This is a genomic window from Telmatospirillum siberiense (assembly GCF_002845745.1).
Classification (GTDB): domain Bacteria; phylum Pseudomonadota; class Alphaproteobacteria; order Rhodospirillales; family Magnetospirillaceae; genus Telmatospirillum; species Telmatospirillum siberiense.
The window spans coordinates 1-19,746 of sequence record NZ_PIUM01000032.1; the positions used below are offsets into that span (position 1 = coordinate 1).

The 19,746-nt window shown below is 61.7% G+C and carries 17 protein-coding genes; 15 read left to right on the plus strand and 2 right to left on the minus strand.

Annotated elements, in window-relative coordinates:
- Positions 1 to 211 precede the first annotated feature (211 nt).
- The 7 genes from CWS72_RS21560 to CWS72_RS21590 all read left to right on the plus strand — a co-directional run bounded on the left by CWS72_RS21560 (position 212) and on the right by CWS72_RS21590 (position 7,520).
- On the plus strand, positions 212 to 1,384 hold the full coding sequence (locus CWS72_RS21560; RefSeq protein WP_101252719.1) for a branched-chain amino acid ABC transporter substrate-binding protein: 1,173 nt from the start codon (positions 212 to 214) through the stop codon (positions 1,382 to 1,384).
- Between the two features lie 112 nt (positions 1,385 to 1,496).
- The gene (locus tag CWS72_RS21565; RefSeq protein WP_101252720.1) at positions 1,497 to 2,417 is read left to right on the plus strand and encodes a branched-chain amino acid ABC transporter permease; all 921 of its coding nucleotides are present in this window, start codon (positions 1,497 to 1,499) and stop codon (positions 2,415 to 2,417) included.
- Positions 2,414 to 3,574 carry a branched-chain amino acid ABC transporter permease gene (locus tag CWS72_RS21570; protein ID WP_199175865.1) on the plus strand — a complete coding sequence of 387 codons (1,161 nt, stop codon included), beginning with the start codon at positions 2,414 to 2,416 and terminating at the stop codon, positions 3,572 to 3,574. Before CWS72_RS21565 ends, CWS72_RS21570 begins: the two co-directional genes overlap by 4 nt.
- Positions 3,571 to 4,350 carry an ABC transporter ATP-binding protein gene (locus tag CWS72_RS21575; RefSeq protein ID WP_101252721.1) on the plus strand — a complete coding sequence of 260 codons (780 nt, stop codon included), beginning with the start codon at positions 3,571 to 3,573 and terminating at the stop codon, positions 4,348 to 4,350. The genes CWS72_RS21570 and CWS72_RS21575 overlap by 4 nt, the downstream gene beginning before the upstream one ends.
- Positions 4,347 to 5,057: an ABC transporter ATP-binding protein gene (locus CWS72_RS21580; protein WP_101252722.1), complete on the plus strand. Its 711-nt coding sequence runs from the start codon at positions 4,347 to 4,349 to the stop codon at positions 5,055 to 5,057. The genes CWS72_RS21575 and CWS72_RS21580 overlap by 4 nt, the downstream gene beginning before the upstream one ends.
- Positions 5,058 to 5,115: 58 nt before the next feature.
- Positions 5,116 to 6,234, plus strand: coding sequence for a M20 family metallopeptidase (locus CWS72_RS21585; protein ID WP_101252723.1), 1,119 nt, complete (start codon positions 5,116 to 5,118; stop codon positions 6,232 to 6,234).
- Positions 6,231 to 7,520 (plus strand): amidase, encoded by a 1,290-nt coding sequence (locus CWS72_RS21590; RefSeq protein ID WP_101252724.1) that lies wholly within the window; start codon positions 6,231 to 6,233, stop codon positions 7,518 to 7,520. The genes CWS72_RS21585 and CWS72_RS21590 overlap by 4 nt, the downstream gene beginning before the upstream one ends.
- A 93-nt stretch (positions 7,521 to 7,613) precedes the next feature.
- Here CWS72_RS21590 and CWS72_RS21595 read toward each other — a convergent pair whose 3' ends face one another.
- On the minus strand, positions 7,614 to 7,823 hold the full coding sequence (locus CWS72_RS21595; protein ID WP_101252725.1) for a hypothetical protein: 210 nt from the start codon (positions 7,821 to 7,823) through the stop codon (positions 7,614 to 7,616).
- 420 nt (positions 7,824 to 8,243) lie between these two features.
- Between CWS72_RS21595 and CWS72_RS21600 the strand changes: the two genes are divergently transcribed.
- Positions 8,244 to 8,585, plus strand: a complete 342-nt coding sequence (locus CWS72_RS21600) for a hypothetical protein (protein ID WP_241911841.1) — start codon at positions 8,244 to 8,246, stop codon at positions 8,583 to 8,585.
- Between the two features lie 15 nt (positions 8,586 to 8,600).
- Here the strand turns inward: CWS72_RS21600 and CWS72_RS21605 are convergent, their stop codons facing one another.
- Positions 8,601 to 9,542, minus strand: coding sequence for a LysR family transcriptional regulator (locus CWS72_RS21605; RefSeq protein WP_101252727.1), 942 nt, complete (start codon positions 9,540 to 9,542; stop codon positions 8,601 to 8,603).
- 268 nt (positions 9,543 to 9,810) lie between these two features.
- Here CWS72_RS21605 and CWS72_RS21610 point away from each other — a divergent pair, with 268 nt between their 5' ends.
- The 7 genes from CWS72_RS21610 to CWS72_RS21640 all read left to right on the plus strand — a co-directional run bounded on the left by CWS72_RS21610 (position 9,811) and on the right by CWS72_RS21640 (position 19,735).
- A complete protein-coding gene (locus tag CWS72_RS21610) occupies positions 9,811 to 10,602 on the plus strand; it encodes an SDR family NAD(P)-dependent oxidoreductase (protein WP_101252728.1) in 792 nt (263 codons plus the stop codon).
- 16 nt (positions 10,603 to 10,618) lie between these two features.
- Positions 10,619 to 12,067: an allantoinase AllB gene (allB, locus tag CWS72_RS21615; RefSeq protein WP_101252729.1), complete on the plus strand. Its 1,449-nt coding sequence runs from the start codon at positions 10,619 to 10,621 to the stop codon at positions 12,065 to 12,067.
- 5 nt (positions 12,068 to 12,072) lie between these two features.
- A complete protein-coding gene (locus CWS72_RS21620) occupies positions 12,073 to 13,554 on the plus strand; it encodes an amidohydrolase family protein (RefSeq protein ID WP_101252730.1) in 1,482 nt (493 codons plus the stop codon).
- Between the two features lie 26 nt (positions 13,555 to 13,580).
- Positions 13,581 to 14,900 carry an aromatic ring-hydroxylating dioxygenase subunit alpha gene (locus CWS72_RS21625; RefSeq protein WP_101252731.1) on the plus strand — a complete coding sequence of 440 codons (1,320 nt, stop codon included), beginning with the start codon at positions 13,581 to 13,583 and terminating at the stop codon, positions 14,898 to 14,900.
- A complete protein-coding gene (locus tag CWS72_RS21630) occupies positions 14,890 to 16,353 on the plus strand; it encodes a glutamine synthetase family protein (protein WP_101252732.1) in 1,464 nt (487 codons plus the stop codon). The genes CWS72_RS21625 and CWS72_RS21630 overlap by 11 nt, the downstream gene beginning before the upstream one ends.
- Before the next feature lie 385 nt (positions 16,354 to 16,738).
- The gene (locus CWS72_RS21635) at positions 16,739 to 19,036 is read left to right on the plus strand and encodes a TonB-dependent receptor (RefSeq protein ID WP_158240767.1); all 2,298 of its coding nucleotides are present in this window, start codon (positions 16,739 to 16,741) and stop codon (positions 19,034 to 19,036) included.
- Between the two features lie 3 nt (positions 19,037 to 19,039).
- The gene (locus CWS72_RS21640) at positions 19,040 to 19,735 is read left to right on the plus strand and encodes a MotA/TolQ/ExbB proton channel family protein (RefSeq protein WP_101252734.1); all 696 of its coding nucleotides are present in this window, start codon (positions 19,040 to 19,042) and stop codon (positions 19,733 to 19,735) included.
- Positions 19,736 to 19,746 lie beyond the last annotated feature (11 nt).

A 19,746-nucleotide genomic window follows, 5' to 3' on the forward strand; every position in this document is an offset into this window, starting at 1 on the left:
AGATGTGTATAAGAGACAGGAGCGGGGATCGTGGCTTTCAAACAGGCTGAATCATGGGCGGTCTGCCCAATCCATGAGCAACATCTTTAGACGCCTAAAATTTATTCAAGTTACTTGACGGAATTGGTTCCCATCCGGCAGACTTCGAGCCCTGGCCACCGGATCGGTCGATGGGAAGGCTTGCGCGCCTGGCCATCGGTTTGGAGGGAAAATGCTGTTTAGCCGTCGTTTTGTCGCTGCCCTGGCCGTCTCGGCGCTGGGGTTCGGGTTCGCCCTTTCGGCCGCCGAGGCCAAGGAAAAGGTCGGCGTGGTCTTCATCGGGCCGCTGACCGGCGGTAACGCCGCCATCGGAGTGGGGGGCCGCAACGCGGCCGATCTGGCGGTGAAGCTGCGCAATGCCGATCCAAAGGCGAAATACACCTACGAGCTGACGGCGCTGGATGACGAATGCAAGCCCAATGTCGGCGTGCAGGTGGCGACCAAGGCTGCCACCGACAAATCGGTCGTCGCCGCCGTGCCGCATTTCTGTTCCGCCGTGGCGATGGGAACTGTCGACGTCTATCACCAGTTCGGCCTGCCGGTGGTGGTCTGGGGCGCCGTGCTGCCCGACATCACCTACGGCAACGACTACAAGGAAATCCATCGCGTCAACGGCACGATGCTCAATCAGAACGAGACCGCCGCCAAGTTCATGCTGGCCCAGGGCTATAAAAAGTGGGCGATCATTCACGACACCACCGACTATGGCAAAGGCCACAAGGAATATTTCTCCAAGTTCGTCACCGAGGGCGGCGGCACCATCCTGGGTGCGTTCGGCGTTACCGCCGACCAGCAGGACTTCACCGCCGAACTGACCCAGATCAAGGCCCTGAAGCCCGACGTCATCTATTTCGGCGGCCTGACCCCGCTGGGCGTGCGCATCCGGACCCAGATGGACAAGCTGGGCATGGGCGCGGTGCAGTTCGAGGGTACCTCGGGCGTCCTGTCCGACGCCTATATCGAGGGTGTCAGCCCGGCCGTGGCCGAAGGTACCGTGGCTTTCCGCGAAGGCGTGCCGATGGAGAAGCTGCCCGGCGGCAAGTTCTTCGCCGAGAAATATCAGACGGGCGGCTATAGCGAACCCGCCGAAGCCTATGGCCCCTTCGCCTTCGCCGCGATGAACCTGATCCTCGATACGGTCGAGGCGGTCGGGCCGGATCGCAAGAAGGTGCGCGACGCGCTGGGCAAGGTGGTCGATCACGACACCATCCTGGGGCCGGTGACCTTCGACGATCACGGGCAGAACGTTATCGCGGCGGTCAGCAAATATGTGGCTCAGGACGGCAAATGGGTCCTGTGGGAAGACAGCGACTATGCGAGCGGCAAGCGCGCCCTGAGGCATTGATCCCTGAGGCATTGATCATTGTCCGGCGCCGGGGGGCAATGACCTTCCCCGGCGCCGGGTCACCCATCCGCCCCGGCCGTCCGGCGATTATTTTCAGGGAGCTTTCGGAATCATGGATGTAGGCCTTCTCAGCCAATATCTCGCCAATGGCGTGATGCTGGGGCTGATGTATGCCTTGGTCGCCGTCGGTTTCACCTTGTTCTTCGGGGTGCTCGACGTCATCAAATTCTCCCATGGCGATGTGGCGATGGTCGGCGCCTTCGCTGGTTTCGCCACCTACGGCGGCCTGCAGGCCGCGGGCGTCCACAACCCGGTGATTCAGATGCTGGGGGTGGTGCTGGTGTCCGTCGCCGCCATGGCCATCCTTGGGGCGCTGATCGCCCGCTATCTGATCGTGCCGTTGCGTGGAGCTCCGGCGCTCAATACCCTGCTGATCACCCTGATGCTGGGAACCGCCCTGCGCGAATCGGTGCGGCTGTTCTTTCCCGACGGGGCCAATCCCAAACCCTTTCCGCGATTGCTGCCGGCGGGATCGTTGGAGTTCGGCCAGTTCACCTTGCGGGCCGATTCGGCCATCCTGCTTGCTGCGGGGATCGCCGTGATCGCCGCCGTCCATCTGCTGATCAATCGCACCAAGCTGGGCCTGGCCATCCGTGCCGTCGCCCAGGACGAGGAGACGGCGCGCTCGATGGGCATCAATTTCAGTCTGATCGTTCTGGTCACCTTTGCCCTGGGCTCGGGGGTCGGAGCCTTCGCCGGCGTGATGAACGGACTTTATTACAACGAGATCAATTTCGGCATGGGATTGCTGTTGGGCGTCTCCGGGTTCGCCGCCGCCATCGTCGGCGGCCTCGGCAATATCTATGGGGCGATCCTCGGTGGTTTCCTCTTCGCCGGATTGCAGACCATCGGGGCGGTGGCCATGCCTTTCGCCAGCGCCTACAAGGACGTTTTCGCCTTCGGTGCGGTGATCCTGATCATGGCCATCAGGCCGACCGGCCTGATTCCTGAAAAAAACAGCGAGAGGGTATGATGAACGGCTCATTCCCGCGCGCGCTGCTGCCCGGCTTGGCCGCCATCGTCCTCGGTGTGCTGTTTCTCGCCCTGTTGCTGACGTTCGAATCCCAATGGTCGGTCGGCGCCCTGCTGGCCGGTGGGGCGGCGGTGGTATTCATCGCCTCCCGCGCCGGATTGCTGTCACGGGCCGCAACCAGTTTCGACACGCACGAGCCGGTGATGGCCGGCGCCACCATCCTCGCGCTGCTCGTCCTGGCCGCATGGTTCGCCGAGGATCATTTCCCGCTGCTGATGCTCTCGACCGTGCTGCTGATGGTGACGAGCTGCCTGGGGCTGACCGTGCAGTTCGGCTTCGCCGGCATGGTCAATTTCGCCGGCGCCGCCTTTTTCGGCCTGGGCGCCTACACGGCGGCGGTCCTCGTTCGCTACACCCATCTGCCCCATCTCCTGTCGCTTCCGGCCGGCGGGCTGGCGGCGGGTATCCTGGGCTCGGTGCTGATCTGGCCGATGCTGCGGACCAAGGGACACTATTCGGCGGTGGTTACCATCGCCTTCGCCATCCTGTTCAAGACCTTCCTCGAGGTGAACGATACCCTGGGCGGCGCCCAGGGGATGAAGATCCGCAACATCGTGGTCTTCGGCTGGAAGCCCAACCAGGATATCGAGATCGGGTCCCTGGAGCTGTCGCACTATCTGATCTATTTCCTGGCCGCCCTGGCGCTGGCGGCCGTCGCCTTCGTTTTCTGCCGCCGGCTCGAACGCTCGTGGATCGGCTTGTCGATGGATGCCGTGCGCATCGATGAAACGGCCGCCGCCTGCTTCGGCCTCGACGTCCGACGCTGGAAAATCGTCGCCTTCACCTGGGGCAATGTGCTGGCCGGGATGGCGGGCGCCCTTTATGCCCTGATGGTCGGTTATGTGGCGCCCAACAACTTCACCTTCGGCGATTCGCTGATCCTGGTCTCCATCGTCCTCCTGGGCGGCATCGGCAATGTCTGGGGGGTGATGGTGGCCGCCGCGCTGATGATCCTGCTGCCCGAGAAATTGCAGGCCATCCAGGAATATCGGTTTCTCCTCTATGCCGTGCTGGTCATGCTGATCTTGTTGTTCCGGCCGCAAGGCCTGTTGCCGCGCCCCTTGCGGCGCTATCTGCCCGGCGGGGCCGGCCGATGAGCGGGTCCTTGCTCAAGGTGGCCGGCGTGACCCGGCGCTTCGGCGGGCTGACGGCCCTCGACGGCCTCGACCTCGACGTCGGCGCCGGCGAGATCCTGGGTTTGATCGGACCGAACGGGTCGGGCAAGACGACGTTCTTCAACGTCATTACCGGCGTCTTTCCACCCAACGCCGGGAGCATTCATTTTGGCGGCCACGACATCACCGGCTTCGCGCCGCCGGCCATCTACCGGGCGGGCATAGCCCGGACCTTCCAGCGCTCCCGGCTATGCCTCGAACTGTCGGTGCTCGACAACATCCTGATCGGCAATCAGCTGCGCCTGACGCGGGGGTTCATCTTCAATCTGCTGCGCCGCCGCCGGTTCGCCGATCAATATCGGGCCTTCCGCGCCGAGGCGGTGGATCTGCTGGCCACTTTCGACCCTCCGCTGGCCCGGCGCATCGAGGAGCCCGTCGCCGGGATGCCGATGATCCTGCGCCGCCGGATCGAGATCTGCCGGGCGCTGATAAGCCGTCCGCGTCTCTTGCTGCTCGACGAGCCTTCCGCCGGCATGACCCATGACGAAACCCGGCATCTGATGGACGATATCCTGGAGGTGAGGCGGCGTCTGGGCGGCGAATTGGCGATCATCATCATCGAACACGAAATGGGCGTCATCGAACGCATCACCGACCGGTGCGCCGTTTTGAACTTCGGCCAGAAGATCTGCGAGGGCAGCTACCGTGCCGTGGCCGCAGACCCATTGGTCCAGCAGGCTTATCTGGGGGTGGAATGAGCGGCTTCCTGTCCATCGAGGCTCTGGTCGCCGGCTATGACAAGGCCGATGTCCTGACGGGCGTCTCGCTTTCCGCGGAAGCGGGGCGCATCACCTGCCTGCTGGGGGCCAACGGCGCCGGCAAGACCACCCTGGTTCGGGCCATTCTGGGGCTGACGCCGCCGCGCGGCGGCAGCATCCGCCTGGACGGGAGGGAGTTGTCCGGTCTGCCCACTCACAAGATCGTCGCCGCCGGCATCGCCTGCATTCCGGAAGGACGCCGGTTGTTTCCCAAGCTGACGGTCGAGGAAAACCTGCGGCTGGGGTGCTATCTGGTGCCCGGCGAAGCCCTGCTGCGCCGGCGGCTGGAGGAAGTCTACGATCTGTTCCCCCGCCTGCGCGAGCGCCGGACGCAACTGGCCGGTACCATGTCGGGCGGCGAACAGGCGATGGTCTCCATCGGCCGCGGGCTGATGGGGCAACCCAAGATCCTTTTGATCGACGAGCCGTCGTTGGGATTGTCGCCGCTGTTCGTCAAAGAGAACTTCAACATCATCCGGCGGATCAACGAGGGGGGAACCACCGTTCTGCTCGTCGAGCAGAACGTTCACCAGACCCTGGCCATCGCCCATTATGGGTATGTGATGGCGCAAGGCCGCGTGGTGGCGGCTGGCACGCCTGCGGAACTCACCGGAAACGACGAGGTTCGCCAAGCCTATTTCGGCTGAACGCGATCTTCATTTCGAAGATGGAAACTTTCGGTAAACGGCGCCCTGGAGGGGCCTTATGACACTTTCTTCCGCCGCTCGGCTGACCCGGGAACTGGTTCGTCTGGACAGCATCAATCCGCCCGGCAACGAATCCCGCTGTACCGCCATTCTTGCCCGCCTCCTGGCCGATGCCGGCTTCGAGGTGACGGCACGTCCTTTCGGCGACGGGCGGGCCAGTCTGGTCGCCCGCATCGGGCAGGGACCGCGACCGCTAGCCTTCACCGGTCATGTCGATACGGTGCCGCTCGGCAAGCAGGCCTGGACGGTCGATCCTTTCGGCGGGGAGATCGCGGGCGATCGGCTTTATGGCCGGGGCTCCAGTGACATGAAAGCCGGTGTTGCCGCCTTCACCGAGGCTTGCGTGCGAAATGCCGCGATGTTGAGGGATGGGCCCGGCGCCCTGATCGTGGTGACGGCCGCCGAGGAAACCGGTTGCGAGGGGGCTTTCGCCTTGGCGCGCGACGGTGCGCTGCCGCCGGCCGGTGCCCTGGTGGTGGCGGAGCCGACGGCCAATCTGCCCTTTGTCGGACATAAGGGGGCGCTGTGGCTGCGTCTTCTCACCGAGGGCGTGACGGCGCACGGCTCGATGCCCGAATACGGTGTCAACGCCGTGCTCAAGGCCGCCCATGCCGTGGTTCGTCTGGGTGAGTTCGATTTCAATCACAAGCGACACGAGGTCCTGGGGGCACCCACCATGAATGTCGGGACCCTGCATGGCGGCCTCAACATCAATTCCGTTCCCGATCGTGCCGTCATCGAGGTGGATATCCGCACGGTGCCGGGTCAGTCCCACGAGCAGGTGCGCGGGGCGGTGTCCTCCTTTCTGGGACCGGATGTGGCGGCGGCCCCCTTGATGGATGTCGAGGCGGTCTGGACGGATCCCGCTCATCCCTGGATCGGCCGGATTTTCGAGATCATGGACGGCGTGCTGGGCGAACGCCCGGACGTCCGCGGCGCTTCCTATTTCACCGATGCCTCGGTGCTGGCGCCGGCTCTCGGGCATGTGCCGACGATCATCCTGGGACCGGGCCAGCCGGAAATGGCCCATCAGACGGATGAGTATTGTCTGGTATCGAGGATCGATCAGGCGGTGACGGCCTACGACCGTATCATCGCCGATTGGTGTTCGCGATGAGCCGGGCGATTCCGGGTGCCCTGGCGGCGGCCAGGGCCATCGTCGACGGCAGCCTTACCGCCGAAGCCCTGACCAGGGCCTGCCTGGAACGCATCGCGGCCCGCGAACCGGAGATTCATGCCTGGACTTACCTGGGGGGCGAGGCGGCGCTGGCCGAGGCCCGCGCCCTGGATCGTCAATCGGGGGGCGGGCCGCTTAAGGGGCTGCCCATCGCGGTAAAGGATCTGATCGACACGGGGGATATGCCGACCGCCTATGGATCGGCGCTCTATGCGAGGCACCGCCCGGCGCGGGATGCCTCCTGCGTGGCATTGGCGCGCAGCGCCGGGGCGATCGTTCTCGGCAAGACGGTGACCACGGAATTCGCCTATTTCGAACCCGGGCCGACGGGCAACCCCCACAATCCGCGTCATACGCCGGGCGGTTCCTCCTCGGGGTCGGCGGCGGCGGTGGCCGACGGCATGGTCCCCTTGGCCTTCGGCACGCAGACCGCCGGTTCGATCATTCGCCCCGCCGCCTTCTGCGGTTGCGTCGGTTACAAGCCGACCTTCGGGTTGCTCGACGTCACCGGCATCCGACCCTTCGCCGTTTCGTTGGATACCCTGGGGGTATTGGCCGCCGATGTCGCCGACGCGGCCTTTTTCGTCTCGGTTCTGGCCGGGCGGCCGACGCTTCGGGTCGATGATCGGGATTGGGATGTCCCTCGTATCGGCTGTTGCCGTACGCCGGAGTGGCCGGCGGCCGATGCCGCCATGCAGGGATGCCTGCTTGACGCCGCCGACCGGTTGGGTCGGGCGGGGGCCTCGGTGAGCGAAGTCGTATTGCCGGCGCCGTTCGACGCATTGGGACGGGCGCAATGGACGGTCATGGCCTATGAGGCGGCGCGATCCGTTCACCCCGAGATGCGCAGCGATCCGTCAGGCGTCTCGCCAAAAATGCGGGCCTTGGCCGAGGCCGGGGCCGTCATGCCGGCCGAGGACTACATGCAAGCGAAGGAACTGGCCGTTCAGGCCGCGCAGGGGCTGACCGCCGCCATGGCCGGTCTCGATCTGCTGATGGTCCCCGCCGCATGCGGAGAGGCGCCGGAGGGATTGGCTTCCACCGGCGATCCCCTGTTCAATCGGGGATGGACATTGCTTGGCAATCCGGCGGTGGCGGTGCCTTGCGGAACTGGTCCGAAGGGGCTGCCTTTGTCCGTGCAACTGATCGGACGACGGGGCGGCGATTGCCGACTGCTGGCCGCCGCGGCCTGGGTAGAGCGTGCTTTGCGCTCCACCGACGCCTGAGTCCGCCGAAGCCGCATATGCCCGTCGGTGTTGTGATCCCGCAGGATTGGTCACGACACCAGGACCGTGAATCATCCGAATGCTTCTCGGGGATTAGTGGAAGATGACGGGTTGCCGGCCGTGGCCGGGCGAATTTTCCTCGTAAAGCGTATTGCCGAGATCGGGTTCGCGCAGCTCGACATTATAAGCCACGGAGAAGAATTCGTTGGTCAACAGTTCGACGATGCGCTCCGCGTCACAACGTCCTTCGAGCAGGGACGAGGATTCGATCGTCGCCGTTACCGAAACTGTATATCTCGCCATGTCAGATCCTCTTCTCGATCCGGATTCAGTGACCGATCCAGCGGCCCTGGGCCACCGGTTCCACGTTATCGACATGGTGGCCGCACCGCCCGGCGTTCGATATCCTCAAATGAGGACAGCGACAGGATTTGCTTCAGGGGAGGTGGCGTATTGACGAGGTTCTTGTTTGCATAATATCGGAGGTTGAATACATATTTTACTATAATGAATATTTGTCTATTGTTTATTGTTCAAAGAAATAAAAACGATAATTTTTAGTTGAATAATTTTAGTTTCATCAATCATTTTAAATTTTGCGTAGATTATCTAATGTTAAAAAAATCTTATTGTTTTGTGAACGCGGTTTGGCGATAATCAACGCGCTGCGTAAGGGATTTGATTTTTCAAAGGAAACTTTCGGATTCGACGGTAAACTCCTGTTTGATCGGCTATTCCGTGGCTGGTGAAGCGAGGGCGGGGATTAAGGTGTCGGATGTAAAGCCGATGTCGCTTGAAAGGCGGCGCGGTGGGCGAAGTGACTTTCAGGGTGAGTTAAAAATGGCGATCTTCAAGCGCGAAGGTCCGTCGGTTCAGATCGGCGACCGTTTCATCAAGAGGGGTGATAGTCTCGGACAGGAATGGGTGATCATCCGTCTGTGGACCACTGTCGATGGATTGCCGCACGCGCGCATGGAAAGCAGTGGTCGGGGGCAGGAATCCCGGATTATTTCGGTTTCCGCCCTGACGGATCCTTATTTTTTCTCTCCCGTTTCGCATCCCTGACGGCGGGCCGTCCCGTCAGTCGGGCTGGCGCACCGCAGATGCCATTGGCAGCGTGCGCAATTCATCGAGGCGCCGCGCCAATTGTTCGGCGAATTTCGCTTCGGCGATAGGCAGGGCTCGGCCTTTCAATTGACCGAGGACGAGAGGTCCGTGGGCAAGGTCGGCATCATCAATCGGCCGAATGGCGATGCGCGGATCCTTGGCCCAACGCAAGACGCCGATTTCAATTTGAAAGGTGATCGCGTCGGTCTGACGGACGAAATTGCACAGCATATCGAACGAATTGGTTTCGAAGGCCACGTTGAGCCGGGTGCTGCTGCTGGACAAAAGATCGTCGATGATTTTCCGTCCGCCGAAATTGCGATCGGGCAGTGCCACGTTGTAAAGGGCGCAATCGCGGAGCCGCAGCGACGGTTGGGCGGCGAGGGGATGGTCGCTCGACATGACGGCGACCAGTCGCTGGCCGAGGCTCATGATCGGTTGCAACTCCGCGCTGCGCGGGGGGCCGAAGACCAGAACGATATCGGTTTCGTATTTGCTCAGGGCTTTGATCGCCCCACCATGGTCGAGGACGGTAACCGAAAAACTGACCAGCGGATGGCGGGTCCGAAAATCGACGATTTCGTCAAGGAGAAAGCTGTCGGCCACGGCTTGGCTGCAGGCAACCCGCACTTCGCCACGGCGTAATCCCGACAATTCTTCTATTTGCGAATAGACCCGACGCAGATCTGCATCCTGGCTACGGATCCATCTGACGAAAATTTCTCCGACGGCGGTTAGTTGGACCCCCGCCGCCGTGCGCTCGAAAAGCGTCGCGCCGAGATCTGTTTCCACATCCTGAATTCTGCGCAGTACGGCCGACGGTGTGACGTGCAGCCGTTCCGCGGCTTGCCGCACGGAACCGATACGAGCGACTTCGTCTATGTAACGCCAAATTCGCATGTTCCGTAGTGCCATGATCGCTCCTGAAGACTTTTCGGCAACACCAAAGGGAGAATTTAGCATCCCTTCAACGTTGGCGAATTGGGTATCGTTCAACGGAGAAATACACCGCCATGGGCGATGTACAATGTATGGCGAAAGTATATTTTTCATAAATTTATGTCAATATAATAATATACGTAGATAACGATTTGATGAATCGTGTTTTTTTGTGGTGTTGTATGAGCTAATCTCATAATTTATTCTTTATGATCAGTAATTATTTTTAAAAATGGGGTATGGTATGGATTTGTGCTTAAGGGGAAGGGTTTCGATTGTTTCTGGTCCCGCCAAAGGGATGGGGCCTGCAATTGTGAGTGCTTTCGGCGAGGAGGGGTGTCGCCTGGTTCTGGCCGGCAGGGATATGACCGCCATTGATGGCGTGGCCGAGACGCTTCATGGCTCCGGGGTGGAGGTCATCACGGTTCGCTGCGACGTCACGAAGTCCGGAGATTGCGAGGCTCTGGTTGACAAGGCCGTGGCGCATTTCGGCCGCCTGGACATTCTGGTCAATGTCGCCGGTGGTAGCGGGCCGATGGGAAAGACCACCTGGACGACGTCCAGCGAGGAGTTCAAGGACATCGTCGACGTCAATATGGCGGGATGTTTCAACACCATGCGGGCCGTTCTACCCCGCATGGTCGCCCAGCAGTACGGCAAGATCGTCAATGTCGGGGGCACGTTCGGCATGCGGGGCAGGGCCGGCCGCATGGCCTATTCCGCTTCGAAGTGGGGCTTGCGCGGCATTACCAAATCGGCGGCGCTGGAAGCGGGGCCCTACAACATCAATATCAATTCGGTCGCTCCGGGGATGGTCGACGGCGAGCGGTTCCGCGGCAAGGTCATTCCGGAAATGATGCGTAAGCTGGGAATTTCCGAGGACGAGGCGATTGAGCGTCACGCATCGGAGTATGCGATGCGGCGCATCAGTTCCGGCCGGGATGTCGCCAACGCATGTCTGTTTCTAGCCTCCGACGTGTCGCGGCAAATGACCGGCGTCGACCTTCCCGTCGATGGCGGCTGGGCGATGCTTTGATTATCGGAGGCGTCAAATGAGCAGCGAAGGAATGGCGGGGCTCGCCGATCTGGTGATCAACGGAGCGACCGTCGTCACCGACAGAGCCCAATTCTCGGCGTCGATCGCCATCAAGGATGGCAAAATCTGGAGTATCGGCGACGAGGCCGGCATGCCGGCCAGTCTGGAAAGCCTCGATGCGCGTGGACTCTATGTGCTTCCCGGGGCGATCGATGTGCATGTTCATTTCCGCGAGCCCGGGTTCACCCACAAGGAAACCTGGGAGACGGGGACGGCCAGCGCGGCGATGGGCGGGGTCACGACCGTCTTCGAAATGCCCAACACAAAGCCGCCGACCGGAACGCTGCCGGCTCTGCAGCTGAAGCTTCAGGCGGCGAAGAAAGCCTACGTCGATTTCGGCATCTACGGCCTGCTGGCGGAAGACAACATCGACCAGTTGGAGGCCTTGATCGATGGAGGCGTCGCCGCCTTCAAATGCTTCATGGGCAATACTTTCGGCAATCTTCCTTCGCCGCCCACCGGGGCCATGCTGGAAGGATTCGAGATCATCGCCCAGCACGGCTATCGGATCTCCCTGCATGCCGAGACCGCGTCCATCATGGCGCGGCGGGAGAAAAAACTCAAAGAGGCCGGTCGCCATGATCCCCTGGCGCATCTGGCCGCCAGGCCACCCGTCGTGGCGGTGGAGGCGGTCTCGCGGGCGGCTGTGCTGGCGGAGTGGACCGGGGCCAGGATTCATATTCTGCATGTTTCGTCCGCCGATGAGTTGCGGCCGTTGCGGGACGCCAAATTGCGCGGCGTCGACATCACGGCCGAGACGGCGCCGCACTATCTGCTGTTCGACGAGAAGGCCTACAGCGATCACGGTTCGGTCATCCGGGTCAATCCGCCGGTTCGCGAACTGCATCACCAGGAGGCCTTGTGGAGGGCGCTGGCCGATCGGACCATCGACATGATCGCCACCGATCACGCCCCCCATAGCGCGGCCGAGAAGCATGCCGACGATATTTGGTGCGCCGACTGCGGCTTTTCCGGCGTCGAGACGCAGATGCCGCTGATGCTGACGCAGGTGGCCAACGGCCGTCTCTCCATCCAGGACTATGTCAGGCTGACCTCGACCGCGCCGGCGCAGGCCTTCGGCCTCTATCCGCTGAAGGGCGCCCTGCTTCCCGGATCGGACGCCGATATCGTGGTCGTCGATTTGGCCCGCCAGGATGTTGTGCGCTCGGAGCGGTTGCAGTCCATAGGCTCGACCACGCCGTTCGAGGCGACGCCGGTCACCGGCTTGCCCGTTCATACCCTGGTGAGGGGGCGTTTCGTGATGAAAGACCGGACTTTGGTTACCGAAAGCAGAGGGCATGGCCGCTCGGTCCGAAGAATTCAGAATATGCCGCCGGCCTCGCCTCGCAATGTCGAACATACCATCGCGGCCGTCACGCGCTCGGTACCGGCGAAGTCGGGCTGACGCGGATGAACGGTTCCGACCCGCCGGTCCTGTTCGTCGAGCGGATGCTCGCTCAACCGGGGCATGCCCCGGCGTCGGGGCCGGTGGCGATCCGCTGGCGGAATGGGAGGATCGCCTCCATCGAGCCGGTGGGCGAGGTTCCCGCGGAGGCCGCCGGACTGATCGCGCTGCCGGCTCCCGTCAACGCGCACGATCATGGACGGGGGGTGCGGACGCTGTCGTTCGGAGCCGCCGACGAAATGCTCGAAAGCTGGCTGGTGCTTCTTGCGCGGGAACCGAAAGTCGATCCCTATCTGCGGGCTGCCGTGGCCTTCGCGCGCATGGTGGAAGGCGGTGTCTGCGCGGCCAATCATTGCCATAACACGCAAGTCTCGGCGGAGCTTCTGGCCGAGGCCGAAGGGGTGTCGCGCGCGGCCCGCGATGTCGGGCTGCGCGTCGCCTTTGCCGTTCCCTTCATCGGGCGCAATCAGGTCGTTTATGGGGATTGGCAGGCGCTGCTGGACAAGCTGGAACCTGCCGACCGCGAGATGGTGACGGCGCGCCTCGGGAAGGGGCGTTCGCTGGCGGAGGGGTTGGCTTTGACCGAGGCCATCGCCGCTTTCGAACATGAGTTTTTTCAGGTGCAGTACGGTCCCGTCGGGCCTCAATGGGTCGACGACGCCACATTGAGCGCCATCGCCCGGGCGTCGGCGAGGACCGGGCGCCGCGTTCATATGCATTTGCTGGAGACCCGCTACCAACGGGAATGGGCTGATCATGCCTATCCCGCCGGTTTGATAGCCCATCTCGACGCTCTGGGTTTGCTTTCGCCGCGTCTTACGCTTGCCCATGGCGTGTGGCTCACCCGCGACGAAAGCGCGGTGCTGGCCAGGCGCGGCGTCTGCCTGTCGGTCAACACGTCATCCAATTTGCGTCTGCGCTCGGGGAGGGCCCCGGTCGAGGATTTCTGCGGCGTCGGCTTGGATTTTGGTCTGGGGCTGGACGGGATGAGCTTTGACGACGACGAGGACATGCTGCGGGAGATGCGCCTGTTCTGGCATTTGCAGCAGGGTGTTTGCGATGCCGAGATACTCGATCCCGCCCATCTGTTCGACGCCGCCGCCGTCGTCGGACGCAGGTCGGTCGTCGGTCAGGACGGGGGCGGATATCTGGCCGAAGGCGCTCCGGCCGACCTCATCGTGCTGGACATGGCCGACATGGCCGGGGACAGCCTCGTCCGGGACGGCGACCCTCTGGCTTTTCTGCTGACCCGGATGAGCAAGCGCCACATTCGGCGACTGATCGTCGGTGGGCGGACCGTGGTGCGCGACGGGCGTTGCGTAAGCGTCGATCGAGCGCAACTCGAGCATGCCCTTCGTGCCTCCGCCTTGGAATCCACGGCCTTCGCCGAGGGCGGCCTGAGCAGGCTGCAGGAGGGGGTGCGGGCGTTTTATCGATGCGGATGTCACGGGGGTGTCGGAATGACGCCTTCTCCGTCGACGCGGTAATGGTCTGAAACGAAGGGAAAATCGCCATGATGACGACCCAGCAGAACACGCTGGTGACACGGACGGGCGCGGATACGCCGGCCGGAAAGATGATGCGGATGTATTGGCAGCCCGCCGCCTTGGCGGAAGAACTCGCCGATCGGCCGATCAAGGGACTGCGTCTCCTGGGGCAGGATCTGGTGCTCTTTCGCGACGCGGCGGGCAAGCTCGCCCTGCTTGACCGCCATTGCCGGCATCGGGGCGCCGATTTGGCTTTCGGGCGTCTGGAGGACGGCGGGCTGCGATGCCTTTTCCACGGCTGGCTGTTCGATGGAGAGGGGCGGTGTCTTGAGCGCCCGGCCGAACCGCCCGGAGACCGTCTGTGCGGCAAGGCCATTCAGAAATCATACCCCGTGATTGAACTCGGCGGAATCATCTTTGCCTATCTGGGCGAGGGGGAGCCGCCCGCTTTCCCCGCCTTCGACTGTTTCATCGCGCCCGACAGCCATACCTTCGCCTTCAAGGGACTTTTCGAGTGCAACTGGCTGCAGGCCTTGGAGGTGGGAATCGATCCCGCTCACGCCTCCTACCTGCATCGCTTTTTTCAAGATGAGGATCCGACCCTTTCCTATGGCCGGCAATTCCGCGGGACTTCGGCCGGAACCAACATCCCGATGACGAAAATCCTGCGGGAATTCGAGCGCCCGACGATCGAGGTCGAGGCGACGGATTATGGTCTGCGGATCGCCGCGTTGCGTGAAATAGACGACCGGCGCTCGCATGTGCGCGTGACCAATCTGGTTTTTCCCCAGGCCTTCGTCATTCCGATGAGCGCCGAAATGACCATCACGCAATGGCACGTCCCGGTGGATGACCACTCTTGTTACTGGTACGCGATCTTCACCAGCTTCGGCGAGGCTGTCGACCGGGAAGCGATGAGGCGGCAACGCCTGGAGCTTTATACCCTGCCTGACTACCGGTCGCGTCGGGGCAAAAGCAACGATTACGGCTATGACGCGGATGAGCAGCGCGATCAGACCTATACGGGGATGGGCTTCGACATCAACGTCCACGATCAATGGGCGGTCGAATCGCAAGGGGTGATCCAAGACCGCACGCGCGAATTGCTTGGGCGCTCGGACAAGGCGATCGTCGCCTATCGGCGTCTCCTGTTGGCCGAGATACAGCGGGCCGCCGAGGGACAACGCCCCCTGATGGCTTTAAGTCCCGAGGCATCGTTGGAGATGCGCGGACCTGCCACGGTCGACGGCATTGGAGAAACACTGCACTGGCGGGACTACTGGCAATCCGTCGACCGGGAGCGTCGCGCCCAGGCGGCATGGGGAGGATCCGTCCATGCCCGATGACGTTTCCCCGGCGGCGGACAGCTTCGTGGAGCGTCACGGGCTGAATACGCCCGAGCGCCGGGCCGCGATCGACGATATCGGGTTGCGGATGGAGCGCGACGGCATCGACGTCGTCCGCCTGGTCTTCGTCGACCAGCATGGCCTGTTGCGCGGCAAGACGGTGGTCGCCGCCGAATTGCCCCGCGTCTGCAGCGAGGGATGCGGTGCCCCGTCTTCCCTGTTGCTGAAGGACACCTCGAACAGAACGGTCTTCGCCACCTTTTCAGCCGGCGCCGGTATCGGCTTCGAGGAGATGCAGGGGGCGGCCGACATGCTGATGGTGCCGGACCCGCAAACCTTCAGAGTCCTGCCGTGGGCGCCGCACAGCGGATGGCTTCTGTGCGACCTTTGGTTCACCAACGGACGGCAGATTCCTTTTTCGACGCGAAGTCTATTCCGCGCGACCCTCGATCGCCTGGCCGAGCGCGGCTACGAATTCGTCGCGGGCGCGGAACTGGAATTTCATCTTTTTCGCCTGTCGGACGATCGGTTGCGTCCCGACGACGCCGGCCAGCCGGGAACCGCTCCCGAGGTGACGCTTACCACGCAAGGCTATCAGTATCTTTCCGAACTTCGGTACGACGAGTTGGACCCTCTTTATGAATCCTTGCGCAAAGGGTTGCAGGGATTGGGCTTGCCGCTTTGCTCCCTGGAAGTGGAATTCGGGCCCAGCCAATGCGAAATCACCTTCCGTCCGGCGGTCGGCGTCGATGCTGCCGATCTGGTGGTGTTGGCCCGTAGCGCGGTGAAGCAGATTGCCCGCCGGCTCGGCTATCATGCGACCTTCATGTGCCGGCCGCGCATTCCCAACGTCGTTTCCAGCGGTTGGCATCTCCATCAGTCGTTGCGTCACCGCGGCACGACGGCGAACGCCTTCCAATCGTCCGACCCTTCTGAAATCCTCTCGCCGCTCGGACGATCCTATCTCAGCGGTCTGCTCGACCATGCCCGCGCCGCCGCCGCGTTCAGCACGCCGACGATCAACGGCTACAAACGGTACCGACCCTACTCCCTGGCGCCCGATCGGGCTATTTGGGGGCGGGACAACCGGGGCGCCATGGTCCGGGTGGTCGGTGATTCCGGCAGTTCCGCGACGCGACTGGAGAACCGTATCGGCGAGCCGGCGGCCAACCCCTATCTCTATATGGCGAGCCAGATCGTCACGGGATTCGACGGTGTCGATCGCGAACTCGAGTTGGGGCCGTCGGCCGATACGCCTTACGAGACGCACGCGGCCCGATTGCCGGGCTCCCTGGAGGAGGCTCTGGCGGCGCTGGATGACGACATCTGTCTGCGGACGGGTTTCGGCCAGCCTTTCATCAGTTACTGGACCCACTTGAAACGCGCCGAATTGGCGCGGTTTCACGCTCAAGTCAGCGATTGGGAACAGCAGGAATATTTTTCGATGTTCTGAGCCGCCGAAACCGGTCCGGTCGGCGGCGAGGGGAGGGCTTCCTTGCCGTAGACTCTCCTGCAACATCCGGTCACGAAAAAAGCACCCCTGTTACAGCGTGATCATATGTAATGATTGTGAAATGGGAAGATGATTAAGGGGTGTATGGGCCATGGACGGTATAAAGTCAAAGAATAATCATAGTTATAATGGGGGTAATATTAAGAATTCCCCCATTTTCCGTGAAATTTTTTATAATAAAAAAGTTGCATTAGGGGGGTGTCGTCTTTCTTCTTCTTGTTTTTCGAGAGGGGGCGTGTCGATGCCGGTGGAATTCTGTGCGGGGACTCATAAAAGAGGAAAACTGATTTCGGCATTTGGTGCGCTGTTGATGGCGGGAACCGCCTTGACATCGCCTCTTCATGCGCAGGAAGCCGTTTCGACCACGAAGCAGCCCACGGACGTGGGCAATGTCGAGGCGACCGGCGGGGCCGGCGGTACCGACAATGGCCAGACGGCGCTGGGCGTCACGCGAACCGAAGTCGGCGGCGGTCTCATGGTCGATGAGGATGTGCCGAAGGCGAAGAGTTCGGTCACCAAGGATTTCATCCAGAAACAGGCGCCCGCCGCCGACGTTTTCCAGGTGTTGAAATTAGTCCCCGGCGCGAATACCGCCGCCGCCGACGCTTATGGCTTCAATCCCGGCATCATGGCCGTGCGCGGTCTCGACGCGACCCAAATGGGGTTCAATTTCGAAGGCATGCCGCTGAGTGACATGGCCAACTGGTCGGTCTATCCCGGCCAGTGGATCGATACCGAAAATATGGATGTGGTGACCCTCAATCAGGGGTCCGCCGATCTTGCCTCGCCGCAAATCAATGCGACGGGCGGTGTCGTCGATCTTTATCTGCATGACCCGGCGAAGACTCCGGGTGGCCTGATCGACTTGTCCTATGGAACGAACAACGCCATTCGCGAATTCGCCCGTTTGGAGACGGGGCAGATCGGCGATACCGGACTGCGCGCCTTCGCCTCTTTTTCGCACTTCACTGCCGACCACTTCCGTGGTCCGGGCGAGGACCAGAAAGATCACGTCGATTTGGCCGTGGTGAAGGATTTCAACGACGGAAGCAAGACGAAACTCGCGTTCACTTATTCGGAAATCGTGCGTGACACCTATAAGAATCCGACCCTGACCCAATGGAAAGTGGGCGGACTCAATGGTGCGGCAACGAACTATGACGCCACTTATTCCAAGGGCGATACGTCATATTACAAGTTGCTCGCCAATCCATGGCGTAATTTGCTTCTGTCGGCGCCGACCGACATAAAGATAAACACGGCTCTCGCGCTGAAGGTGACGCCGTACCTCTACTACGGTTATGGCGCTTCGGGCTCGGCGACGACGCTGAATGAACGCTCGGTGGGGTTCGGCGATACGGTCAACGCCGTCGATCTCAATCACAACGGGACGACGACCGACACCGGCGTCATGGTCTATAACCCGATCTTCGAAGACAATCTTCGGACGGGGGCCGTTAGCAAGCTCACCTACAACTATGAAAATCACACCCTGGTCGGCGGCTATTGGTTCCAATATTCCGACGACAAGCTGTATCGCCCCTACAGCACGGTGAATTCCAACGGTACCGCCACCGATCCGAAAGGCGTGTCGAATTACATCCGGCTGGCCAACGGCCAGGTCGTCATGGGGTGGAACCAGGACACTACCGATTACGTCAATGCCGTCTTCGCCGGCGATACCATTTCCCTGATGGATGATCGTCTGTCGATCGATCTCGGCGTCAAGCAGGTCTATGTGTCGCGTTTCGCCCACAATGGTGTTCCCTCGAGTGTCGAGGACACGCATGCCGACCGGCAGGCGACCTTGCCGACCGCTGCCGCGCGTTATTCTTTTGACGACCAGAACCAGGTGTTCGGCACCCTGGCCACCAGTTTCCGGACCTTGCCCGCCGGTTCGCTTTATCCGCGCTATTCCTCCTCGACGGGGGCGGTGACCACGGCGGCCAATCCCAATCAGCCCAACGAAACGTCGTTCATGCAGGAAATCGGCTATCGCTACCATGCGAAGCTGCTGAGCCTGTCGGTCTCGGCGTTCAATTACGATTTCCGCAATCGTCAGATTTCCTCGACCGTGTGCGATCCCGGCTGTCTTTCCTCGCCCATCAACGGCGGCAGTCAGAATGCCCGTGGCCTGGATTTCGAGGCGGGTCTGCGGCCCTATCACAATTTCCGGCCTTATATCTCGGGCGAATATCTGAATACGACCATCGAGAGCGATATCGCGGTGGCGGGCGTCTATCTTCCGACCAAGGGCAAGGACGCCGTGCGCAGCCCGCGCTGGCAGAGCGGTATCGGCGTCGATTACGACGACGGAACCTATTTCGGCAATCTGGGCGTCAAGCATGTCGCCTCCCAGTATTCGACCTTCATGAATGATCAGTCGATCCCCGCTTACACTACGGTGGACGCGACCATCGGCTTTCGCCTGCCGGATTTGAGCTATGCGAAAAAGCCCGAGATTCGCTTGAATCTTCTGAATCTTTTCGATCGTCACTATCTGTCGGGTGTGGCCAGTCCGACGGTCAACGCTCTGTCTACCAAGGGCGTGGCCGGTACTGCGCCAACCTACTATGTGGCCAACGGTTTGACGGCTTTTGTAACAATAACAACGGCGTTTTGAACCATGGAACTCTCTCATGATTTTCTTCACGGCCTTTCCATAGATCTTCTTTATGCCGGTGTGATTATACTCACCGTCGTCATAGTGGAGAGGTTGCTTTACTATAGCTATCTCGCTATTCGAAAACGCGGGATAGCGCGGGCGATCGAACGGGCCATCGCGATCGATCCGTTGCGTCCCTGGCCGATGATTCCGGTCGGCGGCGACGTGCTGAGCCGCTCGATGAGTGAATATGTCGAGGCGCAGAAGCAAGGCGATATCGCCCGGACGCGGATCGAGGATCTGTCCGCCGCCATGTTCCTGCGCGTCGACGGCCGTGTGAACGCCCGCCTATGGGTGTTGGACACCATCGTCACCGCCGCGCCGCTTCTTGGTTTGCTGGGCACGATCCTGGGCATCATGGACACCTTCAATGCCTTGTCGTCAGGGGGAATCTCCGATCCGGGGGCGGTCAGTCGCGGCATCGGCTCCGCCCTGTTCGCCACCGCCATCGGCATTGGCACCGCGCTCTACGGGTTGCTTGGGCACAATGTTCTCCATCGTTTCGGCGAACTGATCACCGAAGACTTCAAGAGCTTTCTTTTGGAAACCACCATGGAGTGTCCTCACTCCATGCCGGGCGGGCGATGCGCCATGGAAAATGTCGGAGCAGCCCAGAGCGTCGCCGCGATCCAAAGCGTCGGCGCGACCCGTCGCTGACGGATGAGCAG